The 15,180-nt window shown below is 68.0% G+C and carries 13 protein-coding genes and 1 pseudogene; 9 read left to right on the top strand and 5 right to left on the bottom strand.

Features of this window, described 5'->3' with window-relative positions:
• Positions 1-23: 23 nt before the first annotated feature.
• A pseudogene (locus ACO0LU_RS14860) lies at positions 24-227 on the top strand (AAC(3) family N-acetyltransferase); the annotation flags it as partial.
• A 42-nt stretch (positions 228-269) separates the two neighbouring features.
• Here the strand turns inward: ACO0LU_RS14860 and ACO0LU_RS14855 are convergent.
• Positions 270-1,022, bottom strand: coding sequence for an alpha/beta fold hydrolase (locus tag ACO0LU_RS14855; RefSeq protein ID WP_424792132.1), 753 nt, complete (start codon positions 1,020-1,022; stop codon positions 270-272).
• 231 nt (positions 1,023-1,253) lie between these two features.
• Here ACO0LU_RS14855 and dnaK point away from each other — a divergent pair, with 231 nt between their 5' ends.
• The 7 genes from dnaK to ACO0LU_RS14820 all read left to right on the top strand — a co-directional run bounded on the left by dnaK (position 1,254) and on the right by ACO0LU_RS14820 (position 7,786).
• Complete coding sequence (gene dnaK / locus ACO0LU_RS14850; RefSeq protein ID WP_424792131.1) at positions 1,254-3,143, top strand: molecular chaperone DnaK; 1,890 nt, start codon at positions 1,254-1,256, stop codon at positions 3,141-3,143.
• Positions 3,140-3,775, top strand: a complete 636-nt coding sequence (locus ACO0LU_RS14845; RefSeq protein ID WP_424792129.1) for a nucleotide exchange factor GrpE — start codon at positions 3,140-3,142, stop codon at positions 3,773-3,775. The genes dnaK and ACO0LU_RS14845 overlap by 4 nt, the downstream gene beginning before the upstream one ends.
• A gap of 72 nt (positions 3,776-3,847) precedes the next feature.
• Positions 3,848-4,873, top strand: coding sequence for a DnaJ C-terminal domain-containing protein (locus tag ACO0LU_RS14840; protein WP_424792128.1), 1,026 nt, complete (start codon positions 3,848-3,850; stop codon positions 4,871-4,873).
• 1 nt (position 4,874) lies between these two features.
• Complete coding sequence (locus ACO0LU_RS14835) at positions 4,875-5,297, top strand: heat shock protein transcriptional repressor HspR (RefSeq protein ID WP_424792127.1); 423 nt, start codon at positions 4,875-4,877, stop codon at positions 5,295-5,297.
• A gap of 179 nt (positions 5,298-5,476) precedes the next feature.
• The gene (locus ACO0LU_RS14830; RefSeq protein WP_424788679.1) at positions 5,477-6,019 is read left to right on the top strand and encodes a DUF4282 domain-containing protein; all 543 of its coding nucleotides are present in this window, start codon (positions 5,477-5,479) and stop codon (positions 6,017-6,019) included.
• A complete protein-coding gene (locus ACO0LU_RS14825) occupies positions 6,019-6,663 on the top strand; it encodes a pyridoxine/pyridoxamine 5'-phosphate oxidase (protein ID WP_424792126.1) in 645 nt (214 codons plus the stop codon). Before ACO0LU_RS14830 ends, ACO0LU_RS14825 begins: the two co-directional genes overlap by 1 nt.
• A 256-nt stretch (positions 6,664-6,919) precedes the next feature.
• The gene (locus tag ACO0LU_RS14820; RefSeq protein WP_424792125.1) at positions 6,920-7,786 is read left to right on the top strand and encodes an LLM class F420-dependent oxidoreductase; all 867 of its coding nucleotides are present in this window, start codon (positions 6,920-6,922) and stop codon (positions 7,784-7,786) included.
• Between the two features lie 112 nt (positions 7,787-7,898).
• On the opposite strand, the gene ACO0LU_RS14815 is transcribed toward ACO0LU_RS14820, so the two are convergent.
• Entirely contained in the window at positions 7,899-9,935 is a 2,037-nt protein-coding gene (locus tag ACO0LU_RS14815) for a prolyl oligopeptidase family serine peptidase (RefSeq protein WP_424792124.1), read from the bottom strand.
• Positions 9,936-10,113: 178 nt separating this feature from the next.
• Here ACO0LU_RS14815 and ACO0LU_RS14810 point away from each other — a divergent pair, with 178 nt between their 5' ends.
• Complete coding sequence (locus tag ACO0LU_RS14810) at positions 10,114-12,066, top strand: BCCT family transporter (protein ID WP_424792123.1); 1,953 nt, start codon at positions 10,114-10,116, stop codon at positions 12,064-12,066.
• 13 nt (positions 12,067-12,079) lie between these two features.
• Here ACO0LU_RS14810 and ACO0LU_RS14805 read toward each other — a convergent pair whose 3' ends face one another.
• The 3 genes from ACO0LU_RS14805 to tdh are packed head-to-tail and all read right to left on the bottom strand — an operon-like array spanning position 12,080 to position 15,177.
• On the bottom strand, positions 12,080-12,817 hold the full coding sequence (locus tag ACO0LU_RS14805) for a TSUP family transporter (protein WP_424792122.1): 738 nt from the start codon (positions 12,815-12,817) through the stop codon (positions 12,080-12,082).
• Positions 12,818-12,854: 37 nt separating this feature from the next.
• Positions 12,855-14,063 carry a glycine C-acetyltransferase gene (locus ACO0LU_RS14800; RefSeq protein ID WP_424792121.1) on the bottom strand — a complete coding sequence of 403 codons (1,209 nt, stop codon included), beginning with the start codon at positions 14,061-14,063 and terminating at the stop codon, positions 12,855-12,857.
• A gap of 52 nt (positions 14,064-14,115) precedes the next feature.
• Complete coding sequence (gene tdh / locus ACO0LU_RS14795; protein ID WP_424789386.1) at positions 14,116-15,177, bottom strand: L-threonine 3-dehydrogenase; 1,062 nt, start codon at positions 15,175-15,177, stop codon at positions 14,116-14,118.
• Between the last annotated feature and the right edge of the window lie 3 nt (positions 15,178-15,180).

The raw sequence follows: 15,180 nt of genomic DNA, 5'->3' as shown, positions 1-15,180 counted from the left end.
CGCTCGACACGTCGTGAGAGAGGGTGACCGCGGGGCATCACCTGCCCTGGTCACTCGGTGAACTCTCACCGCTGGCGCGGGTCTACGAACCGGGTGGCCGGACGCTGCTGCTCGGCACCACCAACTGCACGAGTCTTCAGCTGGCCGAGGTCCGGGCCGGCACCTCGCCGGTGGTTCGCCAGGGCGCGCCGGTCAACCGCGACGGCAGGCGCGAGTGGGTCACCTTCGAGGCCTGGGACTACGTGCGGTCCCCCCGCGGTGCCCGACGATCACGCGCCCAGGTGGTCGGCGAGGAACGCGTCGACGGCCTCGTGGTAACGGTCGGGCTGGTCCCGCCGGACACAGTGACCGGACCCGGGGATCACGACCGTGCGGACCGAGTCGTTGCGCACCGGACGCGGAGCCATCGGCGCCTCCGGCGGGAGGATGAGCAAGGTGGGGACGGTCAGCGCCTCGAAACGCTCCTCCCAGAGCGCTTCACCCAGGAACAGGCCACGAGCGATGTACCGGCGATCCACGAGCGGTTTGCAGGTGGCCCAGGCTTCCACCTCGGTCCGCGTCCAGGGGGTCTCGCGCAGCATCCGTTCGATCTGGGTCCCCGGATCGACCATGCTGTCCAGCAGTTCCTCATTCGCTGCCACGAACTGCGGATCGGGATGTGCCCCGCTCGGCCTGGCCGGGTCCTCCAGGACGAGGGCGGCGATGTTCCGGGGGCGCGCCAGCGCGGCGCGCAGTGCGAGGAACCCCCCGAGCGAGTGCCCGAGGAGTGCCACCGGTTCACCGATGTGCTCGAGCACCGCCAGCACGTCGTCGAGCATGACGTCCGGGGCGGCGTCGAACTGGTCCCCGGCGAAGCGAGGGGAGGCGCCGTGGCCGCGTAGGTCCGGAGCGTGGATATCCCACCGCTCCTGCCAGTGTGAGACCAGGTCCGGCCACGCCGTGCCGGCGTCGGTGACTCCATGCAGGAGCACCACGGGCCTGGCCCCGCTGCGGCCGTATCGGTGAATGTGTAGTGGCTGCACAAGGGTCAGGCTAGGGCCACGTTGCCCCTGACGTCGGAAGCCGGGGAATAGACCGCCCCTGAGCGTAGTTGAGCCTAATAGACTCAAGTTCTTCGGTCTGGGTTTGACAACGGAATCCGGGCGGGTGAATCTTGAGTGCGCACGACTCAACCGTGAGCCTCCCGAGGTTCACCAGCGCCACGAACATCCCGAATCAACCGCCGGCCCACAGGCCGGGAAGGAGCAATCACCATGGCACGAGCGGTCGGTATCGACCTGGGCACCACGAACTCGGTGGTGTCGGTTCTCGAAGGTGGCGAACCCACCGTCATCGCCAACGCAGAGGGCGCCCGGACCACCCCCTCGGTGGTCGCGTTCTCCAAGACCGGTGAGGTGCTGGTCGGCGAGATCGCCAAGCGCCAAGCCGTCACCAACGTCGACCGCACGGTCACCTCGGTCAAGCGCAGCATGGGCACCGACTGGTCGGTCGACATCGACGACAAGACCTACACCGCGCAGGAGATCTCCGCGCGCGTACTGGGCAAGTTGAAGAAGGACGCCGAGTCCTACCTGGGTGAGCCGGTCACCGACGCGGTCATCACCGTGCCCGCCTACTTCAACGACGCCGAACGGCAGGCCACCAAGGACGCCGGGCAGATCGCCGGGCTGAACGTGCTGCGGATCGTCAACGAGCCCACCGCGGCCGCCCTGGCCTACGGGCTGGAGAAGGGCAAGGAGGACGAGCTCATCCTGGTCTTCGACCTCGGTGGCGGAACCTTCGACGTCTCCCTGCTGGAAGTCGGCAAGGACGAGGACGAGTTCTCCACCATCCAGGTGCGCGCCACCAACGGCGACAACCGTCTCGGCGGTGACGACTGGGACCAGCGGATCGTCGACTGGTTGGTGAACCAGGTCAAGAGCTCCTCCGGGGTGGACCTGTCCAAGGACAAGATCGCCCTGCAGCGTCTGCGTGAGGCCGCCGAACAGGCCAAGAAGGAACTGTCCAGCGCCACCTCGACGAACATCTCGCTGCAGTACCTGTCGATGAGCGAGAACGGCCCGATCCACCTGGACGAGCGTCTGACCCGTGCGCAGTTCGAGGACATGACCTCCGACCTGCTCGACCGGACCAAGACCCCCTTCCACAACGTCATCAAGGATGCCGGGATCGACCTCTCCGAGATCGACCACGTGGTGCTCGTGGGTGGTTCCACCCGGATGCCGGCCGTGACGGAGGTGGTCAAACAACTCACCGGTGGCCGCGAGCCCAACAAGGGCGTGAACCCCGATGAGGTCGTGGCGGTGGGTGCCGCCCTGCAGGCCGGCGTCATCTCCGGTGACCGCACCGACGTGCTGCTGATCGACGTCACACCGCTGTCCCTGGGCATCGAGACCAAGGGCGGGGTGATGACCAAGCTGATCGAGCGCAACACCGCGATCCCGACCAAGCGCAGCGAGGTGTTCTCCACCGCGGAGGACAACCAGCCCTCGGTGGCGATCCAGGTGTTCCAGGGTGAGCGAGAGTTCACCAGCGACAACAAGCCGCTGGGCACCTTCGAACTCACCGGTATCGCCCCGGCTCCCCGGGGTATGCCGCAGATCGAGGTCACCTTCGACATCGACGCCAACGGAATCGTGCATGTCTCGGCCAAGGACCGGGGGACCGGCACCGAGCAGTCGATGACCATCACCGGCGGCTCGGCGCTGCCGGAGGAGGAGATCGACCGGATGGTCAAGGAGGCCGAGGCCCACGCGGCCGAGGACGCCAAGCGCCGTGAGGAGGCCGACACCCGCAACAGTGCCGAGCAACTGGCCTACTCCACCGAGCGGCTGCTGACCGACAACGCCGAGAAACTCCCCGAGGATGTTTCCAGCGAGGTCAAGGGCAAGGTCGACGAACTGAAGAAGGCCCTGGAGGGCGAGGACATCGAGGCGATCAAGACGGCCCAGACCGAACTGTCCACCGCCAGCCAGAAGATCGGTGAGGCCCTCTACGCCCAGCAGCAGTCCGAGTCGGGTGCGGCCGGCGGGGCCGGTGGCGACTCGGGCACCACGGAGGGCCAGGCTCCGGACGCGGGCGCCGGCGAGGACGAGGACATCGTCGACGCCGAGATCGTGGACGAGGACGAGGAATCCAAGTGAGCGAGTCCGAGTTCGAGGGTAAACCGGTGATTCGCGACAAGCGGCGCATCGACCCCGAGACCGGTCAGCGCCGCGAGGAGATGCCGGAAGCCACCGAGCCGGGCGCCGTCTCCCCAGACGGCGCCCCGGCCGGGGGCGCCCCGGAAGCGTCCGACGACGAGTCCCCAGCCGAGCCCGACCCGGTCGCCGAAGCCAAGGCGGAGGCGGCGGATCTGTTCGACCAGTTGCAACGCGCGAAGGCGGACCTGTACAACCTGGACCAGCGGTTCAACAACTACGTGCGTCGCTCCCGTGCGGAGGTGGAATCGGCGCAGAACCTGGGCGTGGCCGATGTGGTCGAGACCCTGATCCCGGTGCTGGACGACATCGCCGCGGCACGTGAGCACGAGGAGCTGTCCGGCCCGTTCGGTGCGATCGCCGAGAAGCTGGAGTCCAGCCTCGCCGGTAAGTACGGCGTGGCACGCTTCGGTACCGTCGGTGAGCCGTTCGATCCGGAGGTGCACGAGGCCCTGATGCACGAGCACAGCGAGGAGGCGACCGAGAACACGATCGCCACCGTGTTGCAGCCCGGGTACCGCGTGGGCGATCGGGTGGTCCGGCCGGCGCGGGTGGCGGTGTCCGGACCGCAGTGAACTCGACCGCTCGCACGAGGCCAGACGGCGCATGAGATTGCACGCGACAATGAACCAGGGAGGTGAGGTGCTATGAGCGGACAGGACTGGCTGGAGAAGGACTTCTACCGCACCCTCGGAGTGTCCAAGGATGCCGATGCGGCTGCGGTCAAGAAGGCCTACCGCAAACTGGCCCGCAAGTGGCACCCCGACCAGAACCCGGGTGACGCGGCCGCGGAGCGGAAGTTCAAGGAGATCGGCGAGGCCTACGCGGTTCTCTCCGACGCCGAGCAGCGCAAACAGTACGACGCGCTACGCGCCATGGCCGGGGGCGGCCCGCGGTTCGCCTCCGGTCCCGGCGGCGCCGGTGCCACTGGTTTCGAGGACCTGTTCAACGGCATGTTCGCCGGTGGCGGGGGCGCGGGGCCACGGGTGCGCTACTCCAGTGGTGGTCCCGGAGGCGCCGGCGGGACCGGCGGTCCGGACCTGGACGATCTGCTCGGGGGCCTGTTCGGCGGTGGTGCCGGGCCACAGGCCGGCGGGCGGTCCGGTTTCGGGTTCGGTGGCCAGAAGGGTGGCGACATCACCACGTCCGCGCACCTGCCCTTCCGGACCGCGGTGGAGGGCTCCACCGTCACCCTGACCATGGAGGGCGGACGCTCGATGAGCGTCCGCATCCCCGCCGGGGTCCGGGACGGGCAGAAGATCCGCCTGGCCGGAAAGGGCCAGCCCGGTATCGGCGGGGGCGCACCCGGCGACCTCGTGGTCACCGTGCACGTGGACCCGCACCCGGTGTTCGGGATCAGCGGGAACAATCTGACCATCACCGTGCCGATCACCTTCCCGGAGGCGGTGGAGGGTGCCACGATTTCGGTGCCGACCCTGTCCGGGGAGAGCGTGCGGCTGAAGGTCCCGGCCGGCACTCAGTCCGGGGCCCGGTTGCGGGTCAAGGGCAAGGGCGTGAAGACGGCGAGGAGCACCGGTGACCTGATCGTCACGGTGCAGGTCGCCGTCCCGAGGAACCTGTCCAAACAGGCCAAGTCGGCGTTGGACACGTTCGTCGCCGCCAGCGATGACACCGACCCGCGCGCCGGCCTGGCGGATGCGGCAAGGGCATGACATGCCAGGCGCGCACTACACCACTCCACGGCTGGCGATCTCCGCAGCCGCGGAACTGGCGGGCATGCATCCGCAGACGCTGCGCCAGTATGACCGCCTGGGAATCGTGGTCCCCCGCCGCACCCCAGGTCGGGGGCGGCGCTACTCCGAGCGTGACGTCGACATGCTCCGGGAGGTCCAGCGACTCTCTCAGGACGAGGGCATCAACCTGGCCGGGATCAAACGCATTCTGGAACTGACCGAGCGGAACGAGCGCCTGGTCAACGAGGTCCAGCGCCTGCTCGGGGTCAGCACCGGCCATCGCCGGGTGTTCACCGCGAGCGCCACCGGGGACGTCGTCGCCCTCCCGCTGGGACAGCGTGCCCGCCAACGCGCCGGTGAGGACTCCCAGCGCGCGTTGGTGTTGTGGCGGCCACTGCGCTGAGACGACCACCGGAGTCCTGCCGTTCGCCATCCCGGCCCGGGGCGCCGGTCGATGGGCACCCCTGCCCATCGCGATCCGCAGTCAGGTGGCCGGTTGCTCTACTACGCTTCGGAACGACAAGGCGTGTGCGACCTGCGAGTTCGGCGCGCGCCGCCAACCACCAGAAACTAGGAGTCCTTGTGACTGACAACTACGGCAACGCCAGCCAGCCGCAGAACCCGAACATGCCGCCGCCCCCGCCCGGTGGTCACCAGTCAGTCCCACCGCAGCCGGGGGCACAGCAGCCCCAGGGTGGTGGCTACCAGGGCCCGCCTCCGGGGCAGAGCTACCAGCCCCCGGCCGCCGGATACGGCGCCGGCCCGGGAGGTCCTGCAGGTCCCGGCGCACCTGGCGGCCCGGGCGCCCCAGGGTGGGTCCAGGGCTATGAGCAGCAGCAGAGCGGGAACTTCTTCGCCAATCTCTTCGACTTCACCTTCAAGCGCTACATCGCCGAATCCGTGGTGAAGGTGCTGTTCATCCTGCTCCTGGTCGCCTTCGGGATCGGATACCTGTTCGCGGTCATCGCGAGTTTCTCGGCCAGCGTCGGCGCCGGATTCGCCACGATGATCCTGGGTGGGCTACTGGCGCTGCTCTATCTGATCCTGATCCGGGTCTCGCTGGAGGCGATCGTGGCGGCGGTGCAGGCCGCCAAGAACACTGAGCAACTGCTGCAACGGCTCTGATGCGCCAATGGTTGCGGGCGCTGCCGACGTTTCCCGGCCCGCTGCCGGAGTTCGACCCCGGCAGCGCCCCAACCGACCCGATCACCCTGTTCACCGCATGGCTGCGCGAGGCCGCCGAGTCCGGGGTACCGATGCCGCACGCTGCGGTGCTGTCCACTGCCGGTGATCGCGGCCGGGTGAGTGGGCGCACCCTGATCCTCAAGGACCTGCACGAGCGTGGCTGGGTCTTCGCCACCCAGTCCACCAGTCCCAAGGGTCAGGACATGGCGGCCAACCCCTACGCCGCACTGACCTTCTTCTGGCCCGGCATGGGCCGTCAGGTGCGGGTACAGGGTGGGGTGGGGCGACTGTCCGCCGAGGCCGGCGCCGCGGACTTCCTGGCGCGGCCACCCGGTTCGCGGGCCGCATGCCGCACCGGTGCGCAGAGCCAGCCGCTGGGTTCGCGGCAGGAGTACTGGGACGCCTATGCGCAATCACTGGCCGAGGTCGAGGCCGACCCGGACCTGGTGGCCCGGCACTGGGCCGCCTACGCGATTCGGCCGGAGTGGGTGGAGTTTTGGCAGGCTACCACTGACCGCGGCCAGATCCGGCTGCGCTACACCGCTGCGGAGGGAGCCTGGACGAGCGGGCTGCGCTGGCCCTGACCCCGTCAGTCCGCGGGCCGGGCCGGAGGCACCAGGAACGGCTCGAGCAGACCGTCGGAGGCGAGGTTTACGGTGCGCGGCCCCCCGAGGCGTCGCGGCAGCAACGGGGTGGATGAGGGAACACGCTCGATCGCGGCCTGGACGATCTGGGCCCGGCGTGCCTGCTCGTGAAGGACCGCTGCTGACCACTCGGCCTGGCTTCTGACCGCATGGACGCACGGTAGGCCGCCCGGCCCTGACTGCCATAATGTTCTTCATGACCGAGCGCAGTCCTGCCATCGCCCAGAGTCCGACGTCCGCGCAGAGCCCGCCGGCGCAGCAGCGTCCGGTGCGCATCGCGGTCCAGATCCAACCCCAGCACGCCGACTACGCCGCGATCCGCGACGCGGTACGCCGCGCCGAGGACATCGGAGTCGACGTTGCGTTCAACTGGGACCACTTCTTCCCCCTCAACGGTGACCCCGATGGCAAGCACTTCGAGTGCTGGACCATGCTCGGTGCGTGGGCGGAGCAGACCTCGAGCATCCAGTTGGGTGCCCTGGTCGCGTGCAACTCCTACCGGAACCCGGACCTGCTTGCGGACATGGCGCGCACGGTCGACCATATCAGCGGCGGCCGGCTGATCCTGGGTCTTGGTGCCGGTTGGTTCGCGAAGGACTATGAGGCCTACGGGTACGAGTTCGGCACCCCCGGCACCCGCTTGGACGCACTGGGCGAGGCGCTGCCCAGGATCCGGCACCGGCTGGACGTGCTCAATCCCGCCCCTGCCGGGCCGATGCCGCTGCTGATCGGTGGCGCCGGGGAGAAGAAGACGCTGCGCATGGTGGCCGAGCACGCCGACATCTGGCACTCCTTCGCCAGGGGTGCGGAACTGGACCACAAGCTCTCGGTGCTGCGGGCGCACTGCGACGCCGTGGGCCGGGACATGGGTGAGATCGAGGTCTCCGCGGGTGCCGGCACCCGCGGCCGGGACGGGAACACACTGCCCGAACCGGCTGAGTCAGGGGAAGCGCTGCGCGCCCAGGGCGTGCGCCTGTTCACCCTGGGCAGCTCCGGCCCGGACTACGACATGACCGGCTTCGACCGGTGGATCGCGTGGCGCGACGAGGTCAACGGCGCGTAGCGGTCCGCCGAGCGGGCCGGCCGGCCGCCGCCGAGCGGCGCTGAGCCGCCCGGCTCGCCCGGGCCCGCGAGCGTACTCGACCCGCTCGCAGGCGCTCGGGCGGCGGTCGGGGTCAGTTCAGGCCGAGGCGCTCGGCCAGGAAGCGGTAGACCAGCGCTTGCATGTGGGCGGCCTGGGCGTTCGTGGCCGCCCCGCCGTGACCACCTTCGATGTTCTCGTAGTAGGTCACGTCCTTGCCCGCCTCGATCATCAGGTCCGCCATCTTGCGGGCGTGCCCGGGGTGCACCCGGTCATCGCGGGTGGAGGTGGTGAACAGCACCGGCGGGTACTCCGCATCGGGCTCGAACAGGTGGTACGGGGAGAACGTGCGTAGGAACTCCCGGTCCCCGGGGACGTCCGGGTCGCCGAACTCCGCGATCCAGGACGCACCGGCAAGCAGCAGGTGGTAGCGCTCCATGTCCAGCAGCGGCACCTGGATGACGATCGCACCGAAGAGCTCGGGGTAGTGCACCAGCATGTTCCCGGTGAGCAGACCACCGTTGGATCCGCCCTGCACGCCGATCCGGTCGTGGGAGGTGACACCGCGCTCGACCACGTCCCGGGCGATAGCGGCCATGTCCTGGTAGGCCAGGTGTCGGTTCTCCCGCATCGCCGCCTGGTGCCAGGCCGGGCCGTACTCTCCGCCGCCGCGGATGTTGGTCAGGACATACACGCCGCCCTCCTCCAACCAGGCGGCGCCCAGGGCGGCGTTGTAGTTCGGCAGCATCGGGATCTCGTAGCCGCCGTAGCCGTACATCAGGGTCGGCGCGGTGCCGTCGAAGGTGAGATCCTCGCGGCGCACCAGGAAGTACGGCACCCGGGTTCCGTCGTCGGAGGTGGTGAAGTACTGCTCGGCGACCAATCCGGCCGCGTCGAAGAACCCCGGCATCGACTTGAGCCTCTCCGGCTCTCCGTCCACCCGGGCGAGCCAGAGAGTGGTCGGGGTGAGAAAGTCGGTGGTGACCAGCCACAGGTCGTCGCTATGTTTGGGATCGACCGCGCCGACGCGGACCGTGCCGACGGCACCGGCCTCCGCGCCGGCGAAGGGTGCGGAGGTGAAGGTGCCGTCCGGTCCCGGGGTGTGCACCTCGAGCCAGTGCTTGACGTCATCCAGGATGTTCAGTACCAGGTGGTGTCGGGTCCAGGTGGCACCGATCAACGAACTGGAGGGAGTTGGGGAGTAGAGCACCTGGAACTCACGGGAACCGGCCATGAAGTCATCGAAGTTGGTCACCAGCAGGGAACCGCCGGAGTAGGTGGTCCCGGCCGGGGTCCAGTCCTTTCGCAACTCGATCGCCAGCCACTCGCGGTGCACCATGATCTCGGCCGAGCCCGGCACCTCGATCCGGCGTAGTCCGGTTCCGTCCAGCAGGTGGATCTCGGCGTTGTAGAAGGCCAGCGCCCGCACCACGAAGTCGCGCTCGAAACCCGGTGTGGAATCGTGCATCGCGGCGACCGACATGTCGTCGTGCTCGCCCTCGAAGATGGCCTCGGCCTGCTCTATCGGGGTGCCGCGGCGCCAACGTCGGGTGATCCGCGGGTAGCCGGAGGAGGTCATGCTGCCCGCACCGGTGTCGGTGTGGACGAACAGGGTGTCCTCATCGATCCAGGAGGTGCCGCCCTTGGACTCGGGGCGGTAGAAGCCGCCCTCGATGAACCGGCGGGTGTGCAGGTCGAACTCCCGGGAGACGTCGGCGTCGGCGCCACCACGGGACAGATGGATCATCGCGAGGCGGTACTCCTGGTCGGCGGCCGGCAACACGCTGACGCCGTGCCAGACCCAGTTCTCCTTCTCGGCCTCGTTGAGGGCGTCCACATCCAGGACCGTCTCCCAGTCCGGATTCTCGGTGCGGTAGGACTCCAACGTGGTGCGCCGCCAGATGCCGCGCTCGTGCTGGGCGTCCTTCCAGAAGTTGTAGTAGTACGCACCGATCTTGGAGACCTCGGGGATCTTGTCGTCGGAGTCCAGGATCGCGGTGATACGGTCCTTGGCGCGGGCGAACTCCGGGGTGGCGGCCAGGTCCGCGGCTTTCTCGGCGTTGCGGGCGCGGACCCAGTTCAGGGCCTCACTGCCTGCGACGTCCTCGAGCCAGATGCGGGTGTCGGTCACGACGGTCCTCTCCGTATGAACTTCGATGCCGGGACAGCCTAACCGCTGCGGCATATGACATGGCACCGATTCCTTCGCGTGGGGACGCGCTTCTGCGGTACCCATTCGCTACGTTAGGGGCGAAATTCCTCAGGCGCCCGGGAAGTCCGGACGTTCGCCCTCGAACGGCAGGAGCGACATGCAGAAGGAGTCAGGGCAGGGTCCCGGATCCGATCGCCACCGGCTGCGAAGCGCGGGGCGCAGGGCTGCGGAGTTCATCAAGGAGATCGACTACCCGCACAACATCCACCCGGCGCTGGTGCCGGGGGTCGCCATCGAGGATCAGAGAGTTCGTTACGGGATCGACCGGCCGATCGTGCTGGTCGTCGGGACGTCCATCGTCGGGTTCATCATCTGGGGCATTCTCAACCCGGCTAGCGTGAGCGAGGTCTCCGGGATGGCCCTGGCGTGGGTTACCCAGAACCTCGGGTGGGTATTCAACCTGCTGGCCACCGGAATGGCGGTCTTCCTCCTCTTCCTCGCCTTCTCCCGCTACGGCCGGATCCCGCTCGGCCTCGATGGTGAGAAGCAGGAGTACTCCACCGTCTCGTGGGTCGCGATGTTGTTCGCCGCGGGCATCGGGATCGGGATCATCTTCTTCGGGCCCTTCGAGCCGTTGAGCCACTACCTCGACCCCCTCCCCGGACTCTACGAGCCCGCCACCGCAGAGGCAGTCCGGGGTGCGATGGCTCAAGCCGCACTGCACTGGGGAATCAACGCATGGGCGATCTACGCGATCGTGGGACTCTGCGTCGCTTACGTCTCCTACCGCCGCGGCCGGGTGCCGTTGATGAGCTCGGTGCTGACGCCCTTGTGGAACGGTAGAGCAAGCGGTGCCGGCGCTCGGATCATCGATGGCCTGGCCATCTTCGCCACGCTGTTCGGAACGGCTGCGAGCCTGGGGATCGGTGCGCTGCAGATCGCTCGGGGAGTGGAGATCGTCAGCGGCATCGGCACAACCGGGAATACCATCGCGATCGTCATCATCGTGACCCTGACCGCCGGGACGATCGTCTCGGCGGTCTCTGGCATCCAGCGGGGCATTCGCCGGCTGTCCAACGTCAACCTGGTCCTGTCGGTCGGGCTCGCGGTGTTCTTCTTCGTGGTCGGCCCGACGGCGTTCCTCCTCAACGTCATCCCGGGCGTCGTCGTGGAGTACTTCGGCTCGATGCCCGAGATGCTCGGAGCCACCATGTCCGACGGGGAGCCGACCCAGGAGTTCCTCACCGCGTGGACCACCTTCTACTGGGCCTGGTGGGTGAGCTGGGCCCCGTTCGTGGGGGTTTTCGTCGCCAAGATCAGCCGCGGACGAACGATCCGCCAGTTCGTCCTCGGGGTGCTGCTCATTCCCTCGTCCATCATCGTCGGGGCGTTCACCCTCCTGGGCGGCACCTCGATCTGGCTGCAACGCGAGCACGGGGAGGTCGCCCCCGACGGTACCGCGCAGTCACTGCCGGCACCGGAGGAGATCTTCTACGTCGTCATCGACCAACTGCCGGGCGGCGCGGTCCTGGCCCCGCTGGTGATCGTGATCCTGGCGATCTTCTTCATCACCACCGCCGACTCCGCCTCGCTGGTCAACTCGCAGATGTCGCAGAAAGGAAACCCGGAACCCAAGCGGCCCATCACGGTCTTCTGGGTGGTGTGCATGGCCGGCATCGCGGTGGTCATCCTGCTGGTCGGTGACGAGGACGCCCTCACCGGATTGCAGAACCTGATCACCGTGACGGCCCTGCCGTTCTCCATCATCATTATCGGCATGGCAGCGGCCTTGGTGCGTGAGTTGCGCAACGACCCGCAGGTGATCCGCTACGCCTACGAGAACTGGGCACTCGAGAAGGCCGTCGAGCGGGGCGTGGAGGAGCACGGGGACCACTGGGTCCTCAGTCTCGAACCGGTGACCCCGCCCGACGAGTACGCCACCGGCGAGGCCATGGACACCTCGGATGAGGAGTTCACCGCGTGGTACCAGCGCACCGATGAGGAGGGTAACCCCGTCGAGTACGACTATGAGACGGGTGAGTATGCCGACGGAACGGATCCGGCCGGAACGTCTGAGGAGGGCACCGAGGGTCCCGAGCAAGGCCGTTGACCGGCGCGCGTCGTCAGGCGGCCAGCGCGCCATCGATGATGGCCACTATCCCGCCGCCGTAGGCGAGCAGGATGACTGCGGTGCGCGCCGCCCTGGCGCTGATCCGGGTGCTGACCCACTCCCCGGCCGCCAGCCCGGTCAGGATCGCCCCGACGATCATCAGCCACAACCACCAGGCATAGGCCGGTAGACCCTCAGGGGCACTGGCGACCTTGGCGATGAAGGCGACCATGCCGCTGACGACGAAGTAGGGCTGGATGGTGGCGGCGAATGCCCGATGGTCCCACCGGGTCAGCACCGCATGCACGCTCAGCGCCGGTCCACCTACGCCGGCGGTGGTGTTGGTGAACCCGGAGACCGCTCCACTCAGGAGCGCACTCGGCGTGATCGCGACGGGACGGAAACTGCGCCGCACGATGAGCGAGGCGGTGAGCGCCACGATGAGGATCACCCCCACGATGATCTGCAGGCCCGGGCCGGTGAACAGCACCGAGATGATCGTGCCGGGCACCACTGCGACGAGGGCCGGGATGGTGAGCAGCCAGAACTGCCGCCACTCGATCAGGTGCCACACCCGGGTGATGATGAGCAGCGCTGCGACCGCGCCGCACAGGTTCACCAGCAGCACGCCGTCGAACGCGCCGAGTAGCAACACCAGCACCGGCGCGGAGATCATCGCGAAGCCCAGACCGGTGGCTCGCTGGGCCAGGGCGCCGATGAACACGGCGAGGATCACCAGCACGTACAGCACCCGGCCATCCTTCCATCAGGCGCCCGGGGCCCGAACCCTAGCCCTCGGCCGCGGCGGCCTCCCGGGAGGCGACGAACGCCGCGACGCATTCCTCGATGTGCTCGGCGGTGTGCGCGGCGGAGAGCTGCACCCGGATCCGCGCCGCTCCCCGGGGCACCACCGGGAAGGAGAACGCGGTCACGAACACCCCGCGGGCCAGCATCTGCTCGGCGATCTTGGAGGCCAGCACCGCATCGCCGAACATCACCGGGATGATCGGATGCTCCCCCTCCAGCAGGTCGAAGCCTTCCTCGGACATCCGGCGGCGGAAGTGGGCGGCGTTGGCGAACAGTTGCTCGCGCAACTCCCCGGCGTCCGCCACCAGGTCCAGAGCGGTCAGCGTGGCCGCCACGATCGAGGGCGCCAGGGAGTTGGAGAACAGGTAGGGCCGGGCCCGCTGCCGCAGGATCGCCACGATCTCCGCCCGCCCGGAGACGTACCCGCCCGAGGCGCCACCAAGGGCCTTGCCGAAGGTGCCGGTGTAGATGTCCACCCGGTCACTCACGCCCGCGTGCTCGGGTGTGCCGGCACCGGTGGCGCCCATGAACCCGGTGGCGTGGGAGTCGTCGACCATCACCAGCGCGCCGAACTCCTGCGCCAGATCGCAGATCTGGCGCAGCGGTGCCAGGTAGCCGTCCATCGAGAACACACCGTCGGTGACGATCAGGATCCGGCGAGCACCGCCGTCGGCCGCTGCTTGAAGCTGCGCGCGCAGGTCGTCCATGTCGCGGTTGGCGTAGCGGAACCGGGAGGCCTTGCACAGCCGGATGCCGTCGATGATCGAGGCGTGGTTCAACTGGTCGGAGATGACGGCGTCGCGGGCGTCGAGGAGGATCTCGAACAGTCCGGTGTTGGCATCGAAACAGGAGGAGAACAGGATCGTGTCCTCGGTGCCCAGGAACTGACTGACTCGCTGCTCCAGTTCCAGATGCCGGTCCTGGGTGCCGCAGATGAACCGCACCGAGGCCATCCCGAAGCCGCGTTCGTCCAGGGCGCTCTTGGCCGCGGCGATGATGCGCGGGTCATCGGCCAGGCCGAGGTAGTTGTTGGCGCAGAAATTCAGCACCGAAGCCGGCTGCGCGCCCGGGGCTCCGGCCCGGATCTGCGCCGACTGGGGGGTGGTGATGGCCCGTTCGGCCTTGTACAGCCCGGACTCGCGCAACTCCTCCAACTCGTCCTGTAGTTCGGTGCGCATCGTGGTGAACATCGGGGGCGTCCTTTCGGGCTGCGGGGCGTGGCGCCCAGCCTACGGAACCTGCTCAGGAGAGGGTGGACCAGTCCAGGACGACTTTGCCGCTGGTGCCGTTGGCGGCGATCTCGAAGCCGCGCTCCCACTGGGTGGCGGGTAGGACGTCGGTGATCACCGAGGAGATGGTGTGGTGCAGCCAGGTGGACGAACTCAGCATCGCGGCCATCGCGTTCCAGGTCTCGAACATCTCCCGCCCGTAGATCCCCTGCAACGTGAGCATGTGCGTCACCACCACCGACCAGTCGATATCGATGGAGGCAGTAGGCAGCCCCAGCAGCGCGATACGACCCCCGTGGTTCATATCCCGGATCATCTCCGGCAGCGCATCGGGGTGCCCGGACATCTCCAGGCCCACATCGAACCCCTCCTTCAACCCCAACTCCCCGAAAGCCCACTCGATGCTGGTCTTGGACACATCCACACTCAGGTCCACCCCCATCCGCTCGGCCAGAGCCAACCGGGGCGCGGACACATCGGTGATCGCGATGTACCGGGCACCCACATGACGCACCACCGCCGCGGCCATCAACCCGATCGGCCCGGCGCCGGTGATCAGCACATCCTCACCCACCACCGAGAACTTCAACGCGGTATGCACCGCATTACCGAACGGGTCAAAGATCGCACCCAGTTCGGCAGTGATGGGCTGCTGCCCCTCCCGGAAGGTGTGCACCCACACATTCTCCGCCGGAATCACCACGAACTCAGCGAAAGCCCCGTCGCGCTGCACCCCCACCGAGATGGTGCGGATACACAACTGGCGTTGCCCGGCGCGACAGTTGCGGCAGGTCCCGCACACGATATGACCCTCACCAGAGACCCTGTCCCCGACCTTGACGTCCTGCACCAGATCCCCCACGGCCACCACCTCGCCATAGAACTCATGCCCGGGAATATAGGGAGCAGTCACCATCGAGGCCGCCCAGGAGTCCCAATTACGGATATGCAGATCCGTCCCGCAAATCCCCGTAGTCAACACCCGGATCTTCACCTCCGCCCGACCAGGCTCAGGCTCAGGACGTTCGACAAGTTCCAGACCAGCACGCGGGCCGGGCTTATAAAGGGCACGCAACGG

The organism is Pseudactinotalea sp. Z1748, assembly GCF_049725185.1.
In the GTDB taxonomy this organism is placed as follows: Bacteria; Actinomycetota; Actinomycetes; order Actinomycetales; family Beutenbergiaceae; genus CALKWS01.
The sequence above is the reverse complement of the archived record's forward strand: the minus strand, read 5'-3'. Positions and strand labels throughout refer to the sequence as shown.